Below are 24,867 nucleotides of genomic sequence, written 5' to 3'. Positions count from 1 at the left end.
CGCGGGCGGGGCCCAAGGTCCCGGAGGGGGCGGCTGCTCACCGGAGCGCACGGCCGCGGTGAGCAGCCGCGCCCCGGGCCGCCCGAGGACCTTCGGCGCGCGCCGGGTACTGCCCGGCCCATGCCCCCGGGCCCGGCCCGGGACGAACCTGCCGGGGAGGAGCCGGGCGCACGGGTGCCCGGACGAAGCCCGATCCCCGGAGGTCGCACCATGTCCGATTCCGTTTCCGTCGTGGTCGTCGGTGTCGACGGGTCCGCCGAGAGCGCTGCGGCGGCCCGCTGGGCGGCGTCCGACGCCCTGCGCCGCCGCGTCCCGCTGCGGCTGGTGCACGTGGTGCCGGAGGGCAGCGGCCTGCCGCACCCGGAGGCGGCCGCGGAGCGGCTGCCGGACTTCGCGGTGGCGCTCCGGGCGGAGATCGCGCACGCGCTGCCGCAGCTGGACGTCTCCTGCGGGGTGGTCCCCGGGCACCCGTGGTCCACGCTGGTTGCCGCCGGGGAGCGGGCGGGGCTGTTGGTGCTCGGCTCCACGGGGCCGGGCGTGGTCACCGGGCGGCTCCTGGGGTCCGTCGCGCTGCGCGCGGCGGGGGAGGCGCGCTGCCCCGTCGTCCTGGTTCCGGTGGGCGCCGCGGGCCCGGACGGCGGGAGCGGCGGGGTCGTGGTCGGCCTGCGGGGCGACCGGCAGTCGGACGCCGTCCTGGAGTTCGCCTTCGAGGAGGCAGCACGGCGCGGAGTCCCGTTGCGGGCACTGGAGGGCCGGGTCGAACCGGACGCGCCGCTGCGGACCGACGCCCCGGTCGGACCGGAGGAGATCCGCCGGTCCCTGGTGGAGTCCAGGACGGTGCGCCTGCGGGACGCGCTGGTCCACTGGCGGGGGAAGTTCCCCGAGGTGCGCACCGAGGCGGAGGTCTCCGGTCGGGGCGCGGCCCGGACCTTGCTGGAGGCGTCGCGCAGCGCGGACCTGCTGGTCCTGGGCCGGCGCGCGCCGGCCCACCCGACGGCCGCGCCGAAGCCGGGGCCGGTGGCGCACGCGGTCGTCCACCACGCCCACGGCCCGGTGGCGGTCGTCCCGCACGCCTGAACCGGACGGCGGCCGCGGCCGGGACCCGCACGGTCCCGGCCGCCCGCGCGCCGCGTCGCCGGGCGCCCGGTGCACCCGGGACCTTCGGCCGAACGGGGTACCCCATCCGGCGCATCCCCGGCAGGGGCGGGCGCGGAAGGCTGAGGAACGAAGGCGCGAGCGGCCCGCGAAGCGCCGGATCCCGGACCACGATCCGAAAGGTGGTCAGCATGGCACGCCGCCCGCAGACCGACAGCGAACCGGCCCCCGCGAGCGCTCCTCCGGCGGCGGCTCCCGCCGACGCGGCGGCCGCCGTCGACGCGCTGGTCCGCAACGGCCACCAGGCCCTGGAGGAGTACGCCTCCTTCACCCAGGAGCAGGTCGACCACATCGTCAAGAAGGCGTCGCTGGCGGCGCTGGCCGCGCACACCCGGCTGGCGGCCCTGGCGGTCGAGGAGACCGGCCGCGGCGTGTTCGAGGACAAGGCGGTGAAGAACGTCTTCGCCTGCGAGAACGTCACCCACGTGATGGGCCGGACGAAGACCGTGGGGGTGGTGCGCCGGGACGAGATCGACGGGATCACCGAGATCGCCGAGCCGGTGGGCGTGGTCGCGGGCGTCACCCCGGTGACCAACCCGACCTCGACGACGATCTTCAAGGCGCTGATCGCGCTGAAGACCCGCAACCCGATCGTGTTCGCCTTCCATCCGGCGGCGCAGCACTGCTCGGCGGAGGCGGCCCGGATCGTCCGGGACGCGGCGGTCGCGGCGGGGGCCCCGGCGCACTGCGTGCAGTGGATCGAGCACCCGTCGATGGCGGCGACCGGGGCGCTGATGAACCACCCCGGCGTCGCCACGATCCTGGCCACAGGCGGCAACGCGATGGTCAGGGCCGCGTACTCGTGCGGGAAGCCCGCGCTGGGCGTGGGCGCGGGCAACGTGCCGGCGTACGTGGAGAAGAGCGCGGACCTGCGGCGTGCGGTGAACGACATCGTGCTGTCGAAGTCCTTCGACAACGGCATGATCTGCGCCTCCGAGCAGGCGGTGATCCTGGACGCCGGGATCCACGACGCGGCGATCGCCGAGTTCCGCAGGCTGAAGGCGCACCTGGCCACGTCCGAGGAGAAGGCCAAGTTGGAGCGGCACCTCTTCGGGGTCGGCGAGGACCGGGACTGCGCGGGCGCGAAGCTGAACGCGGCGGTGGTCGGGCGGTCGGCGTCGGCGATCGCCCGTGCGGCGGGCTTCGAGGTGCCGGACGACACCTCGATCATCCTGGCGGAGGTCGGCGGGGTCGGCGAGGGCGAGCCGCTGACCAGGGAGAAGCTCTGCCCGGTGCTGGCGGTGCTGCGGGCGGACACCCGGGCGCAGGGCGTGGAACTGGCGCAGCGGATGGTGGAGTTCCACGGCCTGGGGCACTCGGCGGCGGTGCACACCGAGGACGCGGCGTTCGCCGAGGAGTTCGGCGCGGCGGTCAAGGCCTGCCGGATCATCTGGAACGCGCCGAGCTCGCAGGGCGGCATCGGCGACGTCTACAACGCGTTCACGCCGTCGCTGACGCTGGGCTGCGGCTCCTACGGCCACAACTCGGTGTCGGGCAACGTGTCCGCGCTGAACCTCATCAACGTCAAGCGGATCGGGCGGCGCAACACCAACATGCAGTGGTTCAAGGTCCCGCCGAAGATCTACTTCGAGCGCAACTCCGTCAAGTACCTGACCAGCATGCCGAAGGCCCGCAGGGTCGTGGTCGTCACGGACCGGACCATGGTGGAGATCGGCCACCTGGAGCGGATCCGCACCGTGCTGGACCGGCGTCGCGAGCCGGTCGAGGTGCGGGTCGTCGACTACGTCGAGCCGAACCCGAGCATCGACACGGTGCGCCGGGGCGCGGAGCTGATGCGCGCGTTCGAACCCGACACCATCGTGGCGCTGGGCGGCGGTTCGCCGATGGACGCCGCCAAGGTGATGTGGCTGATGTACGAGCACCCGGAGGTCGAGTTCGCGGACCTGAAGGAGAAGTTCTTCGACATCCGCAAGCGCGCCTTCACCTTCCCGGACCTGGGCGAGAAGGCCAAGCTGGTGTGCATCCCCACCACCTCGGGCACCGGCAGCGAGGTCACCCCGTTCGCGGTGATCACCGACACCGCCACCGGCCAGAAGTACCCGCTCGCCGACTACGCGCTCACCCCCAGCGTGGCGATCGTCGACCCGGCGCTGACCACCCGCCTGCCCAGGGACGTCACCGCCGACTCCGGCTTCGACGCGCTGACCCACTGCATCGAGACGTACGTGTCGGTGTACGCCAACGACTTCACCGACGGTCTGGCGCTGCAGGGCATCCGGCTGGTCTTCGAGAACCTGGAACGGGCCGTCACCGACGGACCCGGCGACCCGGTGGCGCGGGAGAAGATGCACAACGCGGGGACGATCGCGGGCATGGCGTTCGGCTCGGCCTTCCTGGGCGTGGTGCACGCCATGGCGCACACCCTGGGCGCGACCTTCCACGTGGCGCACGGGCGCACCAACGCGCTGCTGCTGCCGCACGTGATCCGGTACAACGGGGCGGCGCCGGCCAAGGTGACCAGCTGGCCGAAGTACCGCAGCTACGTGGCCCCGGAGCGCTACCAGCAGATCGCCCGGCTGCTGGGCCTGCCCGCGGAGAGCCCCGAGCAGGGCGTGGAGTCGCTGGCGGCCGCGGTGGAGGAGCTGCGCGAGAAGGTCGGCATCCCGCGCTCCTTCAAGGACGCCGGGGTGGACGAGGCGGCGTTCCTGGCGGCGCTGCCGCAGCAGGCGATGAACGCCTACGAGGACCAGTGCGCGCCCGCGAACCCGCGGCTGCCGATGCTGCGGGACATGCAGCAGTTGATGACCCAGGCCTACTACGGCGACCAGAGCTGAGACAGGGAGACCCGAGATGACCACCTCGCAGCAGCACCCCGCCACGTCCGCGCCGACCGGGGCCTGGGACGGTTTCAAGGGCGGCCTGTGGCGCGACGCGATCGACGTCCGGGACTTCATCCAGCAGAACTACACGCCGTACGAGGGCGACGGCGCCTTCCTGGCCGGCCCGACCGGGCGGACCACCGGGATCTGGCGGCGGATCACCGCGCTGTTCCCCGAGGAGCGCGCCAAGGGCGTCCTGGACGTCTCCCACGACACGCCCTCGACCATCACCGCGCACGCGCCCGGGTACATCGACCGGGAGAACGAGCTGATCGTCGGCCTGCAGACCGACGCCCCGCTGAAGCGGGCGATCATGCCCAACGGCGGCTGGCGGATGGTCGCGGGGGCCCTGGAGACCTACGGCTACCCGGTCGACCCGGAGCTGGAGCGCGTCTTCACGCAGTACCGCAAGACCCACAACGCGGGCGTGTTCGACGCCTACACCCCGGAGATCCGGGCCGCCCGCAAGGCCGGCGTCGTCACCGGCCTGCCGGACGCCTACGGGCGCGGCCGGATCATCGGCGACTACCGCCGGGTCGCGCTGTACGGCGTGGACCGGCTGATCGCCGCCAAGCGCGAGGAGAAGGCCTCGCTGGACGCGGCGCCCAGCGACCCGCGCACGCTGGAGGACACCATCCGCGAGCGCGAGGAACTCGCCGAGCAGATCCGCGCCCTGGAGGAGCTCAAGGCGATGGCCGCGTCCTACGGCCACGACGTCTCCGGCCCGGCGCGCACCGCCCACCAGGCCGTCCAGTGGCTGTACTTCGCCTACCTGGCGGCGGTGAAGGAGCAGAACGGCGCGGCCATGTCGCTGGGGCGCACCTCGACCTTCCTGGACGTCTACCTGCAGCGGGACCTGGCGGCGGGCCGGCTGACCGAAAGCCAGGCCCAGGAGCTGGTCGACGACTTCGTCATCAAGCTGCGGATCGTCCGCTTCCTGCGCACCCCCGAGTACGACGAGCTGTTCTCCGGCGACCCGACCTGGGTCACCGAGTCGATCGGCGGCATCGGCACGGACGGCCGCCCGCTGGTCACCCGCACCTCGTTCCGGTACCTGCAGACCCTGTACAACCTGGGCCCGGCGCCGGAGCCGAACATGACGGTGCTCTGGTCGCCGAAACTGCCCCGCGGCTTCAAGGAGTTCTGCGCGCAGGTGTCCATCGACACCTCCAGCGTCCAGTACGAGTCGGACGAGCTGATGCGCCCGCGCTCCGGCGACGACACCGCGATCGCCTGCTGCGTCTCCGCGATGGAGGTCGGCAGGCAGATGCAGTTCTTCGGCGCCCGGGTCAACCTCGCCAAGACGCTGCTGTACGCGATCAACGGCGGCCGGGACGAGAAGTCCGGCGAGCAGGTCGGCCCGGCCACCGGGGCGATCGAATCCGAGGTGCTGGACTACGACGAGGTGATGGCGCGCTTCGACCGGCAGCTGGAGTGGCTGGCCGGGACGTACGTGCACGCGCTGAACGTCATCCACTACATGCACGACAAGTACGCGTACGAGCGCCTGGAGATGGCCCTGCACGACCGCGCGGTGCGCCGCACCATGGCCTGCGGGATCGCCGGGCTGGCGGTCGCGGCGGACTCGCTGTCGGCGATCCGGTACGCCAAGGTCCGCCCGGTGCGCGACCCGTCGGGCCTGGCGGTGGAGTACCGGGTCGAGGGCGAGTACCCGGCGTACGGCAACAACGACGACCGGGCGGACGGGCTCGCGGTGTGGCTGGTCGAGGAGTTCATGCGCAAGGTGCGCAAGCACCCCACCTACCGGGGCGCCGAGCACACCCAGTCGGTGCTGACCATCACCTCGAACGTGGTGTACGGCCGGAAGACCGGCGCCACCCCGGACGGGCGGCGGGCCGGCGAGCCGTTCTCGCCGGGCGCGAACCCGATGAACGGGCGCGACACCCACGGCTACGTGGCCAGCGCCATGTCGGTGGCCAAGCTGCCGTACGACTCGGCGCAGGACGGCATCTCGCTGACCAACACCGTCACGCCCGACGCGCTGGGCCGCACCCCCGAGGAGCGGGTACGCAACCTGGCGGGCGTGCTGGACGGCTACACGGCCGTCGGCGGGTTCCACATGAACGTCAACGTGCTGAACCGGGAGACCCTGCTCGACGCCATGGAGCACCCGGAGAAGTACCCGCAGCTGACCATCCGGGTCAGCGGCTACGCCGTCAACTTCGTCCGGCTGACCAGGGAGCAGCAGCTCGACGTCGTCAACCGCACCTTCCACGGCTCGCTGTAGCCGTCCGCGCGGAGCGCGGCCCCCGGCCCACCGGCCGACGGGCCGCGCCCCCGACCGAGGAGCCCGCCATGGCCGCACTGCCCGGACCCGACTTGCCGCCCGGCCCGCCGCCCGCCCCCGCCGCCACACCGGCCGGTGCCGCCACCCGGCGCCCGATCACCGGAGCGGTCCACTCCTGGGACCTCTCCACCGGCGTGGACGGCCCCGGCACCCGCTTCGTCACCTTCCTGGCGGGCTGCCCGCTCGACTGCCTCTACTGCCACAACCCCGACACCCGGCGGACGGGCAACGGGAAGCGCACCAGCGCGGACGAGGTGGTCGCGGAGGCGTCGAAGTACACCGCGTTCATCCGCGCCGCGGGCGGCGGCGCCACCGTCAGCGGCGGCGAACCGCTGCTCCAACCGGTGTTCTCCGGCGAGCTGTTCCACCGCTTCAAGCACGAACTCGGCCTGCACACCGCGCTGGACACCTCCGGCTACCTCGGCCCGCGCGCCACCGGCTCCCTGCTCGCCGACGTCGACCTCGTGCTGCTGGACATCAAGTCCTGGGACCGGGACCTGTACCGGCGGCTCACCGGACGCCCGCTGGAGCCCACCCTGGACTTCGCCCGCCGCCTCGCCGACCTCGGCAAGGACGTCTGGGTCCGCTTCGTCCTCGTCCCCGGCCTGACCGACCCGGCCGACAACGTCGAAGGGGTGGCCGCGTTCGCCGCCTCGCTGGGCAACGTCTCCCGGGTCGACGTGCTGCCCTTCCACAAGCTCGGCGCGGCCAAGTGGACCGCGCTGGGCCGCGAGTTCACCCTCGCGGGGACGCCCTCCCCGACGCCCGAACAGGTCGAGGCGGCCCGTACGCGCTTCACCGCCCACGGCCTGCACGCCGTGTGACCGTCCACCGGTGGGCGCCCCGGTCCGACGGCCGACGGCAGCGCCGGGACCGCTAGGCTTCGGCTCCCCGGAACGATCACCGTTCCCCCACCGAAGTGGACCACGATGCCCGCCACCGCCGGCCAGGCCACCGCCGACACGCGCCTGGACCCGCAGGAGATGGTGATCCTGCACCGCGTCTTCCGCCGTGAGGTACCGCTCCTGGCCGACCTGGTCGAAACCGCCGCCCCGGGCGACCGGCGGCGCACCGCCGTCCTCGCCGACCACCTCGACCTGGTCCTCGGCGCCCTGGGCGAGCACCACGAGGGCGAGGACGACCTGCTGTGGCCCAAGCTGCGCGAGCGCGCCGCCCCGGGCACCGACGTCGTCGCGCGGATGGCCCACCAGCACGAGGCCGTCGCCGACGCGCTGGCCGCGGCCACCGAACTGTCGCACCACTGGCGCGCCCGCGCCGACCGCGACACCGCCCTGCGCCTCGCCGAGGCCCTCCGCGCACTCGACCGGCACGCCGCGGCCCACATGGACGACGAGGAGGAACATCTCCTGCCCCTGATGGCCGATCACATCACGGCCCGCGAGTGGTCCGAGGTCGGCGAACGCGGACGACGCAGCGTCCCCAAGACCAAGCTCCTGATCTTCCTCGGCGCGATCCTCGAGGACGCCACCGCCCAGGAACGCCACCTGTTCCTCTCCCAGATGCCGCCCCCGGCCCGGTTGCTCTGGCACACCGTCGGCACCCGCCTCTACCACCGCACCACCGCCCGCGTCCGCCGGAACGCCGGGACGGCCCCCCGGACGTAGGACCTGTGTCGGCGCACCTGCCGGCCGGGATGCGCCACCGTCCCACCGCGGTCCCGCCGGGAACACGTTCGATGGGCGGCCCGCCGGGACGATCACCGCCGGAAAGGGCACGGCAGCCGGGGCCGGTGGCACGCGAAGCCGTACCGACCGGTTCCAGCGACCGCCGTCGTCCTCAGCGCGCCCCGGGCCCGTTGCCGTACGGAAAAAGGCCGTTCGGACCAAGCGGCACCGCGCCGGTCCCCGGGAGCCTGGAGGGGAGACGGGGGAGCCGGTCGGCCGATCGAGGACGCGGGCGCGATGCACACGAGCCCGGGACGGCGGGAGAACCCGCTCAGGCGAGGCAGCGACCGCGTCCAGTGGTGGCTGTCCGGGTTCCCGCTGGCACTCGCCCTCGCCGGGCTCCCGGCGGCGCTCGCCGCGGTCCTGGCGTCCTCCCAGGTCCACCGAGGGGGACGGTACGGCTGATCGGACACGTTCCCGCCCCAGTGCGGCCCACCGGAGAGGTTCAGCGCTCCGCGCCGACGCCCGCCGTGTCGTCGGTGCCGTGGTCGAGCAGCACGGTGACGTCCACGACGCCGTCCACGCTGCGGCACAGGCGTTCCAGCACGTCGGCGAGGCTGCGCCGCTCCACCGTGCCGGTCAGGGTGACCCGGCCCTCCTCGACCGCGACGCCGAAGCCGTCCGGGGGCAGGCCCATCGCCTCGTCGAGGACGTCGTGGCGGATCTCCTCTCGGATCGCCCGGTCCTGCCGCAGGAAGACCCGCAGCAGGTCGCCGCGGCTGACGATGCCGATCAGCCGTCCGGCCTCGTCGACGACGGGGAGCCGCTTGAGGTGCCCGTGCTGCATGCGGCGGGCGGCCTCCACGACCGTCCACTCGGGGCGGCAGCACAGCGCCGGACGGCTCATCAGCCCGCCCGCGGTGGTGGCCCGGCTGCGGGCGGCCTGTTCGGGGGACAGACCGGGGGTGAGCAGCAGTCCGGACGGGTCCTCCCGGGCGCACTCGCCGAGCAGCAGGTCCGCCTCGGAGACGATCCCGACGGGCCGGTCCTCGGCGTCCAGCACGGGAACCGCGGTGATGTCGTGCTCGGCCAGGAGCCGGGCGATCTCCTTGAACCCGGTGCCGGGCCGCACGCTCACCACCCGACGGGTCATCAGCTGTCCCACGCTTCGATGTCGCATCGTCGCTGTCCTTCCTGTTGCTGTTCCTACGCGGTCGCGGGTCATCGAGCGGAGGGCCGGGCCGCGTCGTGGCGGACCACGACGACGGGGCACGGTGCGTGCTGGACGCAGTGCTGGCCGACCGAACCCAGCAGCGCCCCGGCGAACCCGCCGTGGCCGCGGCTGCCGACGACCAGCAGCTCGGCGTCGCGCGCTGCGGCCAGCAGGGCCAGGACCGCGCCGCCCTTGACCACCCGGGCGGCGACCTGGACCGGTTGCCCGGGGCCGATCGCCTCGGCGACGGCGGCGTCGAGGGTCTTGCGCGCGATGCCGGCGGCGAAGTCCTCGTCGTCGGGGTGGCCGGACCAGCCCGGCGCATTCGGGTGCTGCCAGGCGGTCACCGCCTCGACGGCCGCGCCGACCGCGTGCGCCTGCCCGACGGCCCAGCGCAGCGCGGCCACGGAGGACGGGGACCCGTCCACCCCGACCACGATCCTGCGCGGTACCGCGTTCTGATCCTGCACGGTGTGCCTCCTGGTTCCCGTTGGTGACTCCACCTTCGTCCGGCGGCGTCCGGCACCGTAGGGCCGCTGGGGCCGGGCCGGGGGGCCGACGGTCCCGTCGGCGGAGACCCGTGCCCCCAACCTGCCGAACGGGGGCCGAACGGGCGGCCGGGCGGTGACCAACGGCCCGGCGCGGTACGGGGCCGCGCCCCGGATCCTGGTCCCGGGCCGCCCGTCCGCCGGACGGAGCTCGAACCCACGCCGTCCAGGGCTTCCTGACGGACCGACAGCGCAGGCGAGGAGACCGCCATGACGTCCACCGCGGAACCGACCCACACCCCGATCGACCCCCGCACCGCGGGCCCCGGCCACCAGGCCGCCCGGCGGGCGCTCGCCGCCGCCCGGGTGGCCCTCGGGTCCGTCTTCCTCTGGGCCTTCCTCGACAAGATGTTCGGGCTCGGCTACTCCACCAAGTCCGCCGGTGCCTGGGTCGAGGGCGGCTCGCCGACCAAGGGCTTCCTCAGCCACGTCGCGGCCGGCCCGCTGCGGTCCACCTTCCACGCCTGGGCCGGCCAGCCGTGGGTGGACTGGCTGTTCATGCTCGGCCTGCTGGGCATCGGGGCGGCCCTGGTCGCGGGCGTGGCGCTGCGCCCGGCGGCGCTGTCGGGAACGCTGCTGCTCGCCATGATGTGGGCGGCCGAGTGGCCCCCCGCCCGGCACCTGGCTGGCGGGGCGCCCAGCGGATCGACCAACCCGCTCGTCGACTACCACCTGCTCTACGCCCTCCTGCTGGTCGTCCTCGCGGCCGCGCAGGCCGGTGACTGCTGGGGCCTTGGCCGGTGGTGGGCGGCCCTGCCGGTGGTCCGGACCCGCCGCTGGCTGCGCTGAGCACTCAGCCGCCGCCCGGGCTCGCCCCAAGTCCCGCTGCGAAAAGGGACCTTGGGCCTGCGCGAGGGACTGTCGGGCCCTGTGGGGGCGGCCGCCGCCAGCCGCAGCATGGAACCCGGAGGCGGGACACCTGGTCACCGCCCGATGGAAGGGGAACGGCCATGGCCCACGGAATCGTGACCGGGTTCGACGGATCGGCGCGGGCCGAGGCGGCGGTCGGCTGGGCCGCCGCCGAGGCTGCCCAGCGGGGCGAGCCGCTGCGGATCGTCCACGCCTGGCCCTGGCTCGGCTCGGCCCGGATTGACCGGCCCGCCGCCGCGGCCCCCCGACACAGCGCCCTGCCGGAGCTGGACGAGGTCGCCGACCGGCTGCGCGACGTCCACCCCGGTCTGGACGTCGTCACCGAGGCGGTGGCCGACGACCCCGTCGACGCCCTGCTCGGCCGCGCCGCGGAGCACCGGCTCGTGGTGCTGGGCTCGCGCGGCCTCGGCGGTTTCGCCGGCCTGCTGGTGGGCTCCGTCGGCCTGGCCGTCGCCGCCCGCAGCACCACCCCGGTGGTCCTGGTCCGCGACGGCGCGCCCGCCGCCCCCGTCGCCGGTACCGACCGTCCCGAGATCGTCGTCGGCGTGGCCGGTGAGTCCTCGGCGGCGGTGCTGGAGTTCGCGTTCGCCGAGGCCGAGCGCCGGGGGGCCCGGGTGCGGGCGGTGCACGGGTGGGAGATGGTCCCGTTCTGGACGGCGGCGGGCTGGGTGCCGCCGCAGGAGGACGTCGAACTCCGGGGCGCCGAGGTCGGGGACGCCCTGGCCAAGGCCCTCGCCGCGGTCCGGGCGGCGCACCCCGACGTCGAATCGGTCGCCGAGACCAGGACCGGGGGTGCCGCGAACGCGCTGGTCGCCGCCTCGCTCCGGGCCGACCTGGTCGTGGTGGGCCGCCGTGAGCACCGCCTCGGCACCCGGCTCGGTGCGGTCGCCCACGCGGCGGTCCACCACTGCACCGCCCCGGTCGCCGTCGTCCCCCACGACTGACCGCCGCGCGCCGGTGCGGGATCAGTCCTCCCGGCGACCTCGGCCGCGGCGGCCAGCCAGTGCGCGGCGGCGACGGCGGCCGCGGTGGGGTCGACGGCGGAGAACAGCTCGGTGGGGCCGAAGGGATCCTGCCCTAGCCCCGAGGGCCTCCAGGGCCGCGCGTAGCCGCCCTGGGCGGGCCCGGCCGCCGTTCCTGGACCCGCCGGAGCGCCCGGACGCCCTCCAGTCCGGCCAGCGGCCCGCGCGGCAATCGCTTCGCGCTCATGCCCTGAAATGGTCAACCTGGCGCCGACAACACCAGGCCGTCGCCCGCCGTGCCACTACCAACGACGACTGCACACGATCGAGGGGCGGCCCCATGAAGACCGCCCCTGACCTGACGCCCGCCCGCTACACCCCCAATCCCAAGCCGTTGACCAGCAGGAATGGAGAAGTCCGGCTGGAGTACTAGGTGTCCGCCGGGCCGCGTCCTCGCGACCCGGCCCGGACCGCCTCGCCCACTCGGTCCGGGGAGATGCGCCAGGGGGCGCCGTGGCCGGGGAGCGTGGGTGCCGTCCGCGCGAGCGCGCGGACGGCACCCCGGGTTGCTGGGCCTGCCGGCTGGTCCGGGACGCTGCAACAGTTCACCGTCGCCAACTCTCACCACCAGGATCGTCAGCAGGACGGCTACCTCGTGAACTGGCCAGCCAGCAGCCCGAGGGCGTAGAGAAATGCAAGGAACACCAGGCCCGCTTGCCCCAGGCGTCGGCGGCCTCGGTGTCTCAGCACGAGGAACCCGATCACGGCACCGAGCGAGAGGAGCGACAGCGTCGCGCCCAGGAGCAGCGCGGGCCAGTACACGGACGGGTCGGACGTGGCCCCAGGAGCCGGGTCCGACATTCCTTGCGCAATGACGAGAACGAAGCCGACGAACCCGCCCGCGCAGACGACCAGCATCGAGACCGCAGCGACCAGGGGCACGCCCACCACTGTCAGCTGCCTGCGCGGTCTATCCGAGCTTGACATGGTCCCTCCCGGGATCGACCAGTGGGGACCGGAGCGTCGCCCCGCCAGACAATTTCGCAATGCGCCCGTCTGGCACAAGGCCTCGTGGCGGCAGAACCAACAGCGCTATAGGGTCCGTCGTCAAAGATCAGATCCAGAGCAGGATCGATGCGAGGATGACGGTGGCCTGGTAGGACTCGCTGGTTTTGTCGTAGCGGGTGGCCAGGGCCCCGCCATTGCTCGAGGCGGTTGTAGCGGCGTTCCACGACGTTGCGGAGCCGGTAGGTGCGGCGGTCGAAGGCGGGTGGGCGGCCGCCGCGTGAGCCTCGCTCGAGGCGGCCGGTCGCCTGGTCGATGCGTTCGGGGATGGTGTGCTGGATGCCTCGCCTGCGCAGGTAGGCGCGGATCCTGCGGGAGCTGTAGCCCCTAATAGGCACCGAGGTCGGCCGGTGCCGACCTCGGCAGGGGCCGGATGAGATGTCTGTTCTGTATGCCGCGCCTGGAGTGCTTCGACAAACGCCTCCCGCCAGCGGACGGGATCCACGCTGTGACCAGCCGCCACCGTCTCATCGTCAGCCACGCAACTCACGATGATCAAGGGTGCCACCGCTACGAGTTGCCTCGGGCAGCCCGGGCAAGTATCGGTGTCGGCGACTACGTTTGACGGTGTGACAGATGAGCTTCGTGAAGCGTTGATTCCCTTTCGTACGCGGGCCGTTGAGGTGGGCAGTGTGTTCCACAGGGTGGACCCGATACCGGCGGAGGAGGTGGACCGGTGGATCGGCCACGCCCGGCCTTGTGCGATCCTCAGGTTGGACGGAGAGGGGCCGGTCGCGGGGAGGTTCGGCGGGCCACTGCTGCTGCCCGCCGACGTCCCGGACCCCAGGCATCCGTACGTCGGGTACATCGACTTCGCCGCGTTGCCGAAGGGCTCGACGGACCTGCCTCTGCCGCCGGACGGACGCCTGCTGCTCTTCGCCGAGATCTGGGAGCTATGGGACGGCGACAACCGCGGCCATGCCGTCTATGTTCCGGCCGGCACCCCGGTGACAGAGCGCGACAGATATGCCTGGACGGCCTACGGGGACAACTACGTCGGCGAGTTCCGCGAGAACTTCGACAACTTCCCGCAGGGCGAGTTGAGAGTCACGGCCGAACCGGACCTGCCGGACCAATCACCTGACGGGTTCCCGCACCAGGACGGGCTCCAGGCTGTCTGGCGGGACGTCGCGGGCAGGAACCGGCATCTGCAGCTCGGCGGCTACGCGGCGTACCCGGACCCGCTGGAGGAGATCGTGAGCTGCGCTGTGCAGCAGACCGAGCAAGGGCGGTGGGGCGGCGGTGAGCCGGTGTCGGGCGACCCCGAGGACTGGGTTGCGCTGGCTCACTGGGACGCGGATGTCGCAGACCGGGAAGGCACGCAAATGCAGTGGTCCGTCCAGCGCGCGGACCTGGAGGCCCATCGCTTCGACCGCACCTACGTGACCGGCTACTACAACCCCTGACCCGGCAGGGCTCGCCGAGGCCGTCAAGCCCTGCCGGCAGCCCACCAGCGGCGGTCGGACACGGCGCGCCATGAATTCGGTCCTGATGGTGCGGAACGAGGGGCCGGCTGCGAGCTGGTCACTCGCCGGACTGCCCAGCGCGGGTCCCTGGGCGGAGCCCACGCCGGGTCTCCCCGTACCTGACCGAGGCGCTCGTCGGCCATCGGGTATCGGGTATCGGCCTCACGGCTTCAGCGGTCGATCTCCTCGGCCCAGTCCGCCAGTTGGGCGAAGTGCTCCGGTCGCAGCCCGTATCGACGGTCGATCTTCAGGGTGAGTGCCCGGCCCGGGTGGTTGGCGGCGATCCACTCGGTGTCCTGGGGGCCGATCTCGTCGTCCACCCAGGCGAAGGGCTGCTGGTCGGCCCAGTAGACCAGTTGCCGGGTCTTCCAGTGCAGCCCGTCCGGGTCCTTGTGGTTCATCGACTCCCAGTTCACGTAGGGGAGTTTGGGTAGGCCGAGGAGCGGCGCCAGGTGCTCGTCCGCCTCGTGCCGCCAGGCGGTCGCCCACACCAGGTCGTACGGCAGGGAGAGGAGGGACTGCCCGTGGGTGGGGTTCAGCCAGACCCGCAGCGGCTTCGGGTCGCTCACGCCCTTGTCGAGCTGCCGCTGCCTCCACGTCTGCGAGGGCACCCGGTGGGTCCGGTAGCCTCGGGGGCGGAGGATGCGGTCGAACGGTGCTATCGGCCCGTCGACGTCCAGCATCAGCAGCGGACGGTGTGCCATGAACATCCCCCAGTCGGTCGCTGCCGGATTCTCTCCCACTCCCGGCCCGCACGGCCACCGCTGTGACGGATCGTCATTTCGGTGATGCGTGGCTGTGACGTGGGGTGGTGTGGTTGGAGCGGGATGTTGCCAGAGATGTCCGGTGTACTGCCTCACGGTTCCTTGATTGTCTCGCCGGGCGTGGCCGTTGAGCGGGGTTCTGACCAGCACGTATCGGCGGTTCCGCCGGATCCGGATCCGGATCCGCAGGCGAAAACTCTGCGGGTCGGAGCGGGTAAGGTGTGCCAGGATCGCCCGCCATGGAGACTTGGGATGAACTGACTGTCACCGAGCAGGTGCTGGTCCGGCGCGCTGTCGCCGACCATTCCCTGCGCGGCAGCGCGCGGCACGTCACGGCCGTGCTGCGCTGGGCGGGCTCGCCGGAGGAGCAGCCGCAGCGGGTGCCGGAGCTGGCGGAGGCGGTGCTCAGATTGGTCGCGGGCGGGTGGTTGACGGTGCGCCGGGCCCTCGGGACCAGGTTCGTCCAGGAGGACAGCCCGGAGGTGACGGGCACGGAACTGGAGCAACTGGTCGCCGACCCGCAAACGTGGGTGTGGCCTTGGGACGAGTGGTCCGGTTTGCCTGCCCTTTCCCTGCGCGCGACCGATGAGGGGCGCCGCCGCTGGGAGGACCGGGCGTATGGTCCGGAGGCCAAGCCCGCCGTCCATCAGGTGGACCTGACGGAGCACGAGGAGCGGGTCTGGGTGTGTGCGATGGAAGCGAGTGGCTGGTTGACCGGACCGTTCGGGATCCTCGGCGATCTGCCGTCCGGGCTGGAGGGCGAGGAGTTGCGGGCGTACGTGGCGGCGGAGCTCGCGCCACTGGCCCGGCTCGTCCGCGAGGGAGCGATAGAGGTGCTGCACGTCGCGGAGCCCGAGGCCGAGGGCACCGTCGTCCCGCTGGAGGACTTGCTGGACGCCTTCGGCGACCGGGAGTTGCGCTGCGACGACCGCGACGACTGGGGCGTCGGGTTCACCTGTGTCCGGACCCAGTCGCTGGCGAACGCGCTCCGCTAGCGTCCTGAGCCGGAAACTCGGCAGGGGTTCAGGAAGAACACCGAAGTCGAGCGGTCAAATTCACTTGGCAATCGGTCAAGGTCGGCTGTCAGAGGACACCCGATCCAGCGCTCTCGGCGGCGGCGCGCAGGCGCTCCACCACCGCGCCGACCGCCTCGCGGGCCTGCGGGTCCGGATGGTCGGCCAGCAAGCCGAACAGGTCCACGGCCGCATTCACCACCGCCACCGGCACCTCGACCGTATCCAGCTGCAGCAGCTGCGCGACCACGCGCCGGCCGGTCGCGGCGGCGACCGGGTCGACGTCGGCGGTGCCGACGGTCGGGATCAGGGCGGCCAGCCCGGTGCCGAGCACCCGGGCGGGGGAGGAGGAGCTCACTCCCGGACAACCGTTCCGGGGCCGCCCAGGTCACGCCCACCGGCCCCGGAGACAGGCGCCGGACCGGCGGGCACAGACATCTCAGGGTGTTGAGGCGTCAAGCTGAAGCGCCTCAACGTGCGGTGGCGGGCTGCCAGGCGAGATCGAGTTCGCCGTCGACTGTGGCAATGCCAGGTGCCTGCGAGCCGCCCAGGGCTGCATGGCTCAGCAGCACGGGCGTCCCGGCTTTCAGGGCTTGGGCGATGTCCTCGAGCATCGGGGCGACCGAGGCCCAATGAGGGACATCCAGGATCCAACTCTCGTGGTCCCAGAGGAGCACTGCTCCGCGGGTGTCACCAGGGCGCAGATCGACGATCAGTCCGTCACCGCCGGGGCTCAGGGCGATCGGCATGAACTCACGCAGATAACGCCCCTCGGGCTGGCCGTTCTCGTCGAATGACTCGCCTTCCTGCTCGGCGACCAGCAGCCAGATTTCGCGGGTCTCCAAGGCTTCGTCCAGCGAGACCGGGGCGAACTCGCCAGGAATCCAGTAGTTCGCGCTGACGTCGGGCAGCAGCCACCAGGCTCGCAGGTCCGCGGGTAGCGGCGCGCCGAGGTCCGCTTCGAGCGCGTCCAAGCGCGCGGCATCCGACGCAGGCCGCAGGGGGCCCCGTCGGACGTGCGCGGCGAGCCAGGTTTTGATGCGGCTCCAGGCGGTCGGGACATCGTGGTCATCCGTTGTCATGGCGGGCAGTCTGCCTCACCGATGTGACAACAGCTCTAGCCGTGCGGAACTGAAACTGCTGGTCAGGCTGTGGATGGGACGGGAGTCAGGGCAGGAAAGGCCGTGTTCTCGTCGAAGGTCAGGCCGTTCTGGAGGCAGTGGTAGAGCTGGCCCAGCAGGCGGTTCAGGAGGTTGCGCTGGGCGCCGGCGTGCCGGTCGCCCTTCTCGCGTCGGCGGCGGTAGCGGGCGTCGGTGCCGGGTGAGGTGCGGAGCGCGGAGAAGGCCCACGGAAGCCGGCGTGCAGGAGCCGGTTGTTCTTCACCAGGCGGCGGCCGACGTAGCTTTTCATGCTGGAGGCCCGGATGATCGGGGCCGATCCGGCGCACGCCTTCAGGCCGCGGGCGTCGGCGAAACGCGTCGGGTCGTCACCGAACTCCGCGAGGAGCCGGGCGGAGAGCTGGACGCCGCGGCCGGGGAAACTGAGGTAGAAGCTCGGCGCCCACTCCGGGATCACCGCCGGGGTCGGGCGCACCCACGCCTTCGAGATCCAGGGCTCGGACGCGGTCCGGGCCCGAGACATCTACCTCGACCTCAACGGCGACCAGGCCGCTGCCCTCGCCCTCGCCGACGACGAGGGCGAGATGCGCAAGGTCCTCGGGCAGGCTCTGGCCGACTACTTCAACGGCGGCGCCTACGGCGGCTTCAGCGCTGACGACCGCGAGTACGACGTCGACGACGTCGACCTGAGCTGACCGACTCGGACACTACCGGCCGGGGACCCGCGCGGCTTCCCGACCGCACGCGGTGGACCTACTGAGTGCCGTCCGCGCGCTCGCGCGGACGGCACCCACCCGAGCACTGGCGGGTGGTCCGAGCCGGGCATCAATGGTGGTCTCGGTTTTGACGGAGGATCACCACCACCCGCCACGGCCGGCCCGGCACGGGGCGACAGGGCCCGGCGACCCCGGGCCCTGTCGTCTGCCCGGATCCGAACCGCAACAACGAGCAGTCGACCTACCAGCCCACTGCTGACGGGAGATGAGGATGCCAGCCCCGGACCCCGGCAAGGCCTTCCACCCCACCACCCTCAACACCCCCGAACCCACCCGGATCCTGGCCCTGCACGGCGAGTTGGACTTTGACCAGCGCCTCCACCTGCGCCAAGCCCTGGCCACCGAGTTCGAGGCCCGCCCGCCGCTGCTGGTCCTGGACCTCTCCGACCTGAAGTTCTGCCAGTCCGCGTGGTTGAACGAACTCCTCAGGGCCCACCACAACCCCTATGCCGTCCCAATCGTGCTGGCCGCCCCCGGCCCCCAGCTCCCGCCGCTGCTCGACCTCACCGAAGCAGGCCTCACCATGACCGACAGCATCTGCGCCGCCCTCGAACACCACGGCCCCAGCCCGACCTGACAAAACCCCTGCCTGGCAAAACACAGCCCCGGCAACTCCGCACGCCCGCACGCCGGGCAGGACATGGGCACCACCGCCCCGCCGACCCCGTGCCCCACCTCCCAGCGCCGTGGCACGCTGACTGCGTGCCCACCCCAAACGCAGACCGGCCTCTCCGTATCACCACCCTCACCACCCCCACCCCCGCCCGCGTCCTCCACCTCGCCGGCGAAGCCGACTACACCAGCCACCACCAGCTGCGCATGGCCTTGGCCGCCGCGCTTCACGACCGCCCGCCCCTGCTGGTCCTGGACCTCTCCGACCTGGAGTTCTGCGACTCCACCTTCCTGGCCGAGCTGTTCAGGGCGCGCAGCAAAGCGCCTGGCGTCCCCCTTGTTCTCGCCACGCCCGGCCCCCAGGTCCGCCGACTGCTCGACATCACCGGAGCGGACCAGATCCTCACCGTGACCGACAGCGTCCCCGCCGCCATCGAACACCACGTCATGCACATCCCCGAGCAGCACAAACATTCGACAGGCGACCAACTTGAGCCCTGACACGAGACTTTCGAACGGTGCGCATCCGCAGCGGGGCGTCAGCGGGTCCGAGGGCGGTGTCGGTGCGCGGCTGTCGGTCGGGTCCGGGGGCGGGTTTCCGCCGTGGCGATGCATGACCGGGCCGACAGCGCCCGACGTCCGGCCAGTGGGCAGGACGCAGACTCCTAACAGCCAGGGCCGGGCGGACAGTGCGGCCAAGCACTCGGCCGGGGCGCAGGCCGGAGCCGGTGGCCGACGGACCAGCCATCGCCCCCGGCTAGGTGTACTGACAACGGAGGTTGGTGACGGGGTTCACGGTGTGGTGATCTTGAAATGAGTGAGGGCCTTCTGGCTCGGTGTGGATTGCGACATCTGCACCGGCTCCCAGAAAGGCCCTCATGTCACACCGTAACGCACCGCTGACCGAGGCCGGCCGCCTGCGCCTGGCCCGCTGTGTGGTCGAGGAGGGCTGGCCGCTGCGGCGGGCCGCCGAGCGCTTCCAGGTCTCACCCACCACGGCCAGGCGCTGGGCGGACCGCTACCCCAGGCTCGGCGAAGCCGGCATGAGCGACCTCTCCAGCCGGCCGCACCACAGCCCGCGCCGAACCCCGACCCGCACCGAGCGGCGGATCATCAAGGGCCGCGTCCTGCGACGCTGGGGACCGGCCCGCATCGCCTTCCTGCTGAAGCTCAACCCGGCCACCGTGCACCGCGTGCTGACCCGCTACCGCCTCGCCCGGCTCGCGCATCTCGACCGCGCCACCGGCCGACCGATCCGACGCTACGAGCACTGCGCGCCGGGTGAGTCGGTCCACGTCGACATCAAGAAGCTCGGCAACATCCCCGACGGTGGCGGCCACCGGGCGCTGGGTCGCCCCGTCGGGAAGAAGAACAGCTCCGGCGCCGGCTACGGCTACCTCCACAACGCCGTCGACGGCCGCTCCCGCCTGGCCTACAGCGAGATCCTCGCCGACGAGCGCAAGGAGACCGCCACCGCGTTCTGGACCCGCGCCCAGGAATTCTTCGCCCACGCCGGGATCACCGTCCAGCGCGTGCTGACCGACAACGGCTCCTGCTACCGCTCCTGCCTATGGCGTGACGCCCTCGCGGCCCACGGGATCGCGCACAAGCGCACCCGTCCCTACCGGCCGCAGACCAACGGCAAGGTCGAACGGTTCAACCGCACCCTGCTCGACGAGTGGGCCTACGCCAGGCCCTACCGCACCGAGCAGGAGCGACGTGAAGCGTTCCCCGGATGGCTCCACACCTACAATCACCACCGCGGACACACCGGGCTCCGGGGAAAGCCTCCCGTCAGCCGCGTCACCAACCTCACGGGTCAGTACACCTAGTACCCTGACCGGGATGGTTCACCGTGTTGCCGATACGCCCGACCGGTGGATGTCCGGGCGGGTGGACTTGAGGTCTTCACCGGGTGGGGCGGGGCCTCGATCGAGGTCCTCAGTGGTGGAAGAGCCTGAGCCCGGTGCGGGTGAGGGCGATCTGATGCTCGCGGCATGCGTCCTCGACTTCGACGGACCGGATTGATCCGCCCGGTTCGGCGATGTAGGCGACGCCGTGCCGGTGGGCCTGGTCGACGTTGTCGCGGAATGGCAACGCGCCGTCCGAGACGAATGCCACCTCTGCCAGGCCCGCGAGCCACTGCGTGCGTTGCTCGTCCGTCAGTTGGGGTGCGGGTGCGGCCAGGGCTGTCGACAGGCGTGTGCTCTCGTCAGGGGTGAGGTCGCCTTCGATGAAGCGGATCTGCCAGTTGATCCGGTCCTGGCGCCGGGTGTGCGGTTGGAAGGCGAGTGCACGGACAGCCGGGTGGCGTCGCAGCCACCAGGTGTCAGTCTTCGCGCCGGCCAAGCGGGTGCAGTCCACGCGGGACTGCTGGCCGGCACCGATCCCCAGGGTCGCCCCGCCGCGCAGATAGCACACGGAGTTGGACTGCGTGTAGCGCAGGACCGCCAGGCCCAGCAGGAGATCCTCGGCTGCCGTGGTCGGCAGCGTGCCGCATACGACGTTGTCCAGCAGAGCCGTGGACAGCGCCACCTCGTCGCGCTGCTGTGACAGCCGCAGGCCGAACACCTCCCGTGTCTCCTGTCGCGGGGGGCTGAACGCCTGGTCCGCTTCCATGACCAGGAAGCGGCCGTTCTTCTTCTTGCTGAGCGTCGTAACGGTGCCGGGAGCGTAACCAGGGGCGATGACGCCGTCGCAGACCACGCGGGACAGGAGTTCGGCGAGCTCGGTGTCGACCGGGTGCGACACGGCGGCGAAGTCGCCGTAAGAGGACTTCGGATCGGCGTCGCGGGCACGCAGATATGCGCTGGTGAGCGCGCCGACGCTGTCGCGGTCGATGCCGTAGAGCTCTGCGGTGACGTCATCGACGGGGCCGGCGACGGCCGCACCAGCGGGCGAGACGTGCTTGAAGGAGGCAGCGGCCGGCCGGTTCAGGACCTGGCTCGCCTCCAGCACCAGCTGCCAGCTGTTGAGTGCGTCCAGCATGTTGATGTAGGACGGGCTTCCCTGCAACACCCGGACCGGCCATCGGCCGAGCTGCACGGGCGCGGTAGTCGCCGCCGCCTGCTGCGGGTTGATCCCATAGCGCAGATCCACGTCATAGCCTCCTGGGTCAGCGGGACATCACTGACGCAGGCGCCCAGGCGGTCGACGCTCACGCGGGAAACCGGCCGCTCCCCGGTGGTTCTCCACCTTCGCCAGTTGCGACCGGACACGATGCTACCCGCAGGGGTGCGCCCGTGGTTTCGCCGGTCATGACGCCAGCGCCCTCGGGCGTCCGCCCCACCGGATGCCCTTCTCGCTACGGATGCGAGCGCGCTCCTTACGTTGGGCGGCCAGGACGTCGGGGTGGCGGGCATCGGCATTGCGCCAACGCAGGTATTGGTGCAATTCACGGGTCTGGACAGTGTGGTGGGGGTGGTTGGACGCAGGGTGAGACGGAAGCACAGTTCCGTCGCGGATTGTTCGTGGACCCTGCTACGTTCTCCGTCCATGATCAAGGGTGGGGTGCGGCTCTGTGCCGCAGTAGCAGGACTCGTACTTCTCGGTGGCCTGGCGGCCTGCACGTCCAACAGCAGCGGGCAGCACCAACCGGCTGGTGCTGCCGGCTCCGTGCCGTCGGCCGCCACGTCGCCGTCCGCCGGAACCCCCGAGTGGGCCGCCAAGTTCACCGACGATGCCGCCCAGCACCGGGAAGCCTCGAAGGTCGTCGGCCGGTATGCCCAGCTCCATATCGTCCAGACCGGCGGTCGCCAAGGCGACACCGCGCTGTGCGACGCCGAGTGGGCGAAGCTCACCCCTGCGCAGAAGCGGCTGGTGGACCACAGCGGCTTCGACGAAGGCGCGGTGGCCGACGGCGGCACGGGGACCGGCAGGCGTGCCGCTCCCCAGCCCGGTGGCGTGTGGCTGGTCGGCACGGTTCCGACCGCGGACCCTGGGAGCGGCGATGGTGTCTTCGCGCCCGCGGGGTCAACCGAGAGGCGCATCTTCCCCCGAAGGTGGCCGATGCCGCGATCTGGCACGTGTCCGCGCCGGTTGTGCCGCTGTTGCTTCTACGCTGCCCGGCATGATCCCTACTGAACTCATCGGCAGCATCCCGCGTCCGGCCGAACTGCTTGACGCGCTCTCGGACTTCCGGACCGGTCGACTCGACGGCGCGGCGTTCGCCGCGCTCCAGGACCAGGCCGTCCGCGAGACCGTCAAGGCGCTGGAGGCCGCCGGGTCGCCGGTGGTCACCGACGGCGAGCAGGCCAAGCCCGGCTTCCTCACCTATCCGGTCGAGGGGCTGTCCACGCTGGCCTCCGACGGGGTCGTGATCCCATTCGCCGACGGCCACCAACGTCAGCTGCCCCGCCTCACCTCCGCACCCTTCCGGTACAAGACGCACGCGGGGGAGTACGTGCAAGCCGCGATGAAGTACGCGCACGTCCCGGTGAAGCAGGCCGTCGCCGCGCCCTCCGCACTGAGCCTCCTCTACCCCCGGGACGGGATCGCCGGCTACCCGCGCGAGCAGTTCCTCGACGACCTGGTCGACGAAGCCGAGGCGGACATCCGCGGCTGCCTGGACGCGGGCGCGCACGTCGTCCAACTGGACTTCGAGGAGGCCCGCCTGACCCTCAAGCTGGACCCCAGCGGTGGGCTGCTGCGAGAGTTCGTCCAGCTGAACAACCGGGTGCTGTCCCGTTTCGGCGAAGCCGAGCGCACCCGGATCGGCGTCTACAGCGGCCCCGGCGCCGACCAGGACTCCACCCACAGCCTCGACGTCGACTACGCCGCCCTGCTGCCGCACCTGTTCCAGCTCACCGCAGGCAACTTCTACCTCCAACTGGCCAGCGAGCCCGACCCGGACCGGGTCCTGAGCGGCATCGCCGAGCAACTGCGGCCAGGCATCCGGGTCTTCGTCGGGGTCACCGACCCGATCGACCCGCGCGTCGAGACGCCCGAGCAGGTACGCGACCGGGTACTGGCAGCGGCCCGCCACATCCCGGTGGACCAGCTCGGCACGTGCGACGACGCCGGCTTCGCACCGTTCGCCGACGACCGCTCCACCTCCCGCGACACGGCGTTCGCCAAGATCCGCGCCCGGGTAGAGGGCACCGCACTCGCCTCGGACAAGATCGGAGCCTAACCAGAGCGACGAGGCCGACCACGGACCGGCGAAGCCCCGAACAGCGACCGGCTACCACTACGGCAACTACCGAGGAGTGATTGAGCCGTTTCAGAGCGGCCACCGATCGGGGGACGTCGCCGGGGCGCCGACCAGTAAGGTTGAGCACCATTTCGCTGGTCCTGGCAGCCGTCAACGGAGGCCCCGCTGAGCAGCAGCTGAAAAAGCTCATTGAGCGCACCGGCGCCTGCCTCAGCGGCCTCCGCCAGCTCCACCACGGCCACGAGCGCAAGGCCGACCACTTCACCAGCATCGCCGCAGTCCTCATCTGAACCCGAAAACTCCCAAATGAGATGATGCCTTACGAGTTGGTGCGTGATAGCGGGTGAGGTGGCCGCGCTGGGGAGCGGCATGATCGTGGCGTGCGGATCATGGTCAATCGGGCGGTTCTGACGCATCGGCTGTTCACGGGTGTCTCCCGGCAGCATCTGGGCAGTCTGATCGCCGAGTTGGCCGAGCCCTGGCAGGCCGTGGTTGAGGGACGCCGCCACGAGGCGCGGGGCGGGGCGAGGAAGCGGGCTGTGGGCGCCGGTGCCCGTCACCAACTCGTCTTCACCGACCGGGTGGTGGCCACGCTGATCCATCTGCGGCACGACCTTCCGCATGCGGTGCTGGGACTGCTGTTCGGCGTTGACCGCTCCACCGTCACCCGGGGGATCGGGGAGATCCGCACCCTGCTCGCCCGACGGGGCTGTGCGGTCCCCGACCGGCCCGGTGTGCGCCTGCGGACCTTGGCGGATGTGTTTGCCCACGCGCAGGCCGAGGGCGTCGAGCTGCGGCTGGACGCCACCGAGATCCAGGTCCGCCGGCCCGCGGCCGGCCGCGGCGGACGCCGGGCCTTCGTGCCGGGCAAGAAGAAGCAGATCACGATGAAGGCCACCGTGATCGCCGACCACTTGGGCCGCACCCTGTGGACGGATGCCCTGCGGCCAGGGCGGATGCACGACGCGACCGCCGCTCGGAACGAAGGCATCGCCGACTGCTTCCGACACCTCCCCGACGTGGAGGTCCTCCTCGACGACGGCTACCTCGGCCTGCGACGCGATCGCCCCGGGCAGGCGATCACGCCGCTGAGGAAACCGAACAAGAGCGCGCTGGCCGGCGTCCACGCCCGCTGGGAACAGGCCCGCCACCAGCACTCCTCCGACCGCGTCACCGTCGTACACGCCCTGGCCGACCACAAACGCTGGAAACAACTCCTGCGCCGGACCCACCGCTGCAACAACCTGCCCGACACCTACCGCGCCATCGCCGGCCTCGTCTCCGACCGCAGCGCCGAGGTGTGAACCAGAGTCCTCCGGCAGGCGATCCAGCCCTCACCCGCTATCACGCACCAACTCGTTAGTGCGATCGAAGGCAGAG

24 protein-coding genes, 1 pseudogene and 1 riboswitch are annotated in these 24,867 nt (G+C 71.9%); of the genes and pseudogenes, 17 read left to right on the top strand and 8 right to left on the bottom strand.

Annotated elements, in window-relative coordinates:
* Positions 1–210 precede the first annotated feature (210 nt).
* From BX266_RS36355 to BX266_RS39185, 6 genes are all read left to right on the top strand, one after another.
* Positions 211–1,077 carry a universal stress protein gene (locus BX266_RS36355; RefSeq protein ID WP_180290754.1) on the top strand — a complete coding sequence of 289 codons (867 nt, stop codon included), beginning with the start codon at positions 211–213 and terminating at the stop codon, positions 1,075–1,077.
* Between the two features lie 209 nt (positions 1,078–1,286).
* Positions 1,287–3,950 (top strand): bifunctional acetaldehyde-CoA/alcohol dehydrogenase, encoded by a 2,664-nt coding sequence (gene adhE / locus BX266_RS36350; protein ID WP_099907094.1) that lies wholly within the window; start codon positions 1,287–1,289, stop codon positions 3,948–3,950.
* Positions 3,951–3,966: 16 nt separating this feature from the next.
* Positions 3,967–6,243, top strand: a complete 2,277-nt coding sequence (gene pflB / locus BX266_RS36345) for a formate C-acetyltransferase (RefSeq protein WP_099907095.1) — start codon at positions 3,967–3,969, stop codon at positions 6,241–6,243.
* 68 nt (positions 6,244–6,311) lie between these two features.
* Positions 6,312–7,127, top strand: coding sequence for a pyruvate formate-lyase-activating protein (pflA, locus tag BX266_RS36340; RefSeq protein WP_099907097.1), 816 nt, complete (start codon positions 6,312–6,314; stop codon positions 7,125–7,127).
* Between the two features lie 105 nt (positions 7,128–7,232).
* Positions 7,233–7,928 carry a hemerythrin domain-containing protein gene (locus tag BX266_RS36335; protein ID WP_099907098.1) on the top strand — a complete coding sequence of 232 codons (696 nt, stop codon included), beginning with the start codon at positions 7,233–7,235 and terminating at the stop codon, positions 7,926–7,928.
* Between the two features lie 297 nt (positions 7,929–8,225).
* Positions 8,226–8,393: a hypothetical protein gene (locus tag BX266_RS39185; protein ID WP_180290755.1), complete on the top strand. Its 168-nt coding sequence runs from the start codon at positions 8,226–8,228 to the stop codon at positions 8,391–8,393.
* Between the two features lie 40 nt (positions 8,394–8,433).
* Here the strand turns inward: BX266_RS39185 and BX266_RS36330 are convergent, their stop codons facing one another.
* Together BX266_RS36330 and BX266_RS36325 are read right to left on the bottom strand one after the other, a co-directional pair.
* Positions 8,434–9,108, bottom strand: a complete 675-nt coding sequence (locus tag BX266_RS36330) for a CBS domain-containing protein (RefSeq protein ID WP_099907100.1) — start codon at positions 9,106–9,108, stop codon at positions 8,434–8,436.
* Between the two features lie 41 nt (positions 9,109–9,149).
* The gene (locus BX266_RS36325; protein ID WP_259465213.1) at positions 9,150–9,611 is read right to left on the bottom strand and encodes a universal stress protein; all 462 of its coding nucleotides are present in this window, start codon (positions 9,609–9,611) and stop codon (positions 9,150–9,152) included.
* 288 nt (positions 9,612–9,899) lie between these two features.
* Between BX266_RS36325 and BX266_RS36320 the strand changes: the two genes are divergently transcribed.
* Together BX266_RS36320 and BX266_RS36315 are read left to right on the top strand one after the other, a co-directional pair.
* Positions 9,900–10,478, top strand: coding sequence for a DoxX family membrane protein (locus tag BX266_RS36320; RefSeq protein WP_107490746.1), 579 nt, complete (start codon positions 9,900–9,902; stop codon positions 10,476–10,478).
* 161 nt (positions 10,479–10,639) lie between these two features.
* Positions 10,640–11,503, top strand: coding sequence for a universal stress protein (locus BX266_RS36315; RefSeq protein ID WP_099907101.1), 864 nt, complete (start codon positions 10,640–10,642; stop codon positions 11,501–11,503).
* Between the two features lie 666 nt (positions 11,504–12,169).
* On the opposite strand, the gene BX266_RS36310 is transcribed toward BX266_RS36315, so the two are convergent.
* Positions 12,170–12,463 (bottom strand): hypothetical protein, encoded by a 294-nt coding sequence (locus BX266_RS36310; RefSeq protein ID WP_143687095.1) that lies wholly within the window; start codon positions 12,461–12,463, stop codon positions 12,170–12,172.
* A 692-nt stretch (positions 12,464–13,155) separates the two neighbouring features.
* Here BX266_RS36310 and BX266_RS36300 point away from each other — a divergent pair.
* A complete protein-coding gene (locus tag BX266_RS36300) occupies positions 13,156–13,992 on the top strand; it encodes a DUF1963 domain-containing protein (RefSeq protein ID WP_099907106.1) in 837 nt (278 codons plus the stop codon).
* A 230-nt stretch (positions 13,993–14,222) separates the two neighbouring features.
* Here the strand turns inward: BX266_RS36300 and BX266_RS36295 are convergent, their stop codons facing one another.
* Positions 14,223–14,756, bottom strand: coding sequence for a hypothetical protein (locus BX266_RS36295; RefSeq protein ID WP_099908710.1), 534 nt, complete (start codon positions 14,754–14,756; stop codon positions 14,223–14,225).
* A gap of 299 nt (positions 14,757–15,055) precedes the next feature.
* Between BX266_RS36295 and BX266_RS36290 the strand changes: the two genes are divergently transcribed.
* Entirely contained in the window at positions 15,056–15,811 is a 756-nt protein-coding gene (locus BX266_RS36290; RefSeq protein ID WP_099907108.1) for a hypothetical protein, read from the top strand.
* An 88-nt stretch (positions 15,812–15,899) separates the two neighbouring features.
* On the opposite strand, the gene BX266_RS36285 is transcribed toward BX266_RS36290, so the two are convergent.
* From BX266_RS36285 to BX266_RS36275, 3 genes and pseudogenes are all read right to left on the bottom strand, one after another.
* Positions 15,900–16,187 carry a hypothetical protein gene (locus BX266_RS36285; protein WP_099907109.1) on the bottom strand — a complete coding sequence of 96 codons (288 nt, stop codon included), beginning with the start codon at positions 16,185–16,187 and terminating at the stop codon, positions 15,900–15,902.
* Between the two features lie 112 nt (positions 16,188–16,299).
* The gene (locus BX266_RS36280) at positions 16,300–16,911 is read right to left on the bottom strand and encodes an SMI1/KNR4 family protein (protein WP_099907111.1); all 612 of its coding nucleotides are present in this window, start codon (positions 16,909–16,911) and stop codon (positions 16,300–16,302) included.
* Between the two features lie 62 nt (positions 16,912–16,973).
* A pseudogene (locus tag BX266_RS36275) lies at positions 16,974–17,374 on the bottom strand (transposase); the annotation flags it as partial.
* A gap of 560 nt (positions 17,375–17,934) precedes the next feature.
* Here BX266_RS36275 and BX266_RS36270 point away from each other — a divergent pair.
* The 3 genes from BX266_RS36270 to BX266_RS36260 all read left to right on the top strand — a co-directional run bounded on the left by BX266_RS36270 (position 17,935) and on the right by BX266_RS36260 (position 20,167).
* Entirely contained in the window at positions 17,935–18,300 is a 366-nt protein-coding gene (locus BX266_RS36270; RefSeq protein WP_099907112.1) for an STAS domain-containing protein, read from the top strand.
* A 125-nt stretch (positions 18,301–18,425) separates the two neighbouring features.
* A complete protein-coding gene (locus BX266_RS36265) occupies positions 18,426–18,836 on the top strand; it encodes an STAS domain-containing protein (RefSeq protein WP_180290757.1) in 411 nt (136 codons plus the stop codon).
* A 377-nt stretch (positions 18,837–19,213) separates the two neighbouring features.
* Complete coding sequence (locus BX266_RS36260) at positions 19,214–20,167, top strand: IS481 family transposase (protein ID WP_099907115.1); 954 nt, start codon at positions 19,214–19,216, stop codon at positions 20,165–20,167.
* A 109-nt stretch (positions 20,168–20,276) separates the two neighbouring features.
* On the opposite strand, the gene BX266_RS36255 is transcribed toward BX266_RS36260, so the two are convergent.
* Complete coding sequence (locus BX266_RS36255; RefSeq protein WP_099907117.1) at positions 20,277–21,434, bottom strand: phosphoribosylaminoimidazolecarboxamide formyltransferase; 1,158 nt, start codon at positions 21,432–21,434, stop codon at positions 20,277–20,279.
* Between the two features lie 34 nt (positions 21,435–21,468).
* Positions 21,469–21,553, bottom strand: a riboswitch (ZMP/ZTP riboswitch).
* Between the two features lie 277 nt (positions 21,554–21,830).
* On the opposite strand from BX266_RS36255, the gene BX266_RS36245 reads away from it, so the two are divergent.
* The 4 genes from BX266_RS36245 to BX266_RS36235 all read left to right on the top strand — a co-directional run bounded on the left by BX266_RS36245 (position 21,831) and on the right by BX266_RS36235 (position 24,791).
* Positions 21,831–22,418 (top strand): hypothetical protein, encoded by a 588-nt coding sequence (locus tag BX266_RS36245; RefSeq protein ID WP_143687097.1) that lies wholly within the window; start codon positions 21,831–21,833, stop codon positions 22,416–22,418.
* Positions 22,405–23,466 carry a cobalamin-independent methionine synthase II family protein gene (locus BX266_RS36240; protein ID WP_099907122.1) on the top strand — a complete coding sequence of 354 codons (1,062 nt, stop codon included), beginning with the start codon at positions 22,405–22,407 and terminating at the stop codon, positions 23,464–23,466. The genes BX266_RS36245 and BX266_RS36240 overlap by 14 nt, the downstream gene beginning before the upstream one ends.
* 140 nt (positions 23,467–23,606) lie before the next feature.
* On the top strand, positions 23,607–23,777 hold the full coding sequence (locus BX266_RS39180; protein WP_180290758.1) for a hypothetical protein: 171 nt from the start codon (positions 23,607–23,609) through the stop codon (positions 23,775–23,777).
* 99 nt (positions 23,778–23,876) lie between these two features.
* Positions 23,877–24,791 carry a transposase family protein gene (locus BX266_RS36235; protein ID WP_180290865.1) on the top strand — a complete coding sequence of 305 codons (915 nt, stop codon included), beginning with the start codon at positions 23,877–23,879 and terminating at the stop codon, positions 24,789–24,791.
* Positions 24,792–24,867 lie beyond the last annotated feature (76 nt).

The organism is Streptomyces sp. TLI_171, from assembly GCF_003610255.1.
Lineage (GTDB): Bacteria > Actinomycetota > Actinomycetes > Streptomycetales > Streptomycetaceae > Kitasatospora.
The sequence above is the reverse complement of the archived record's forward strand: the minus strand, read 5'-3'. Positions and strand labels throughout refer to the sequence as shown.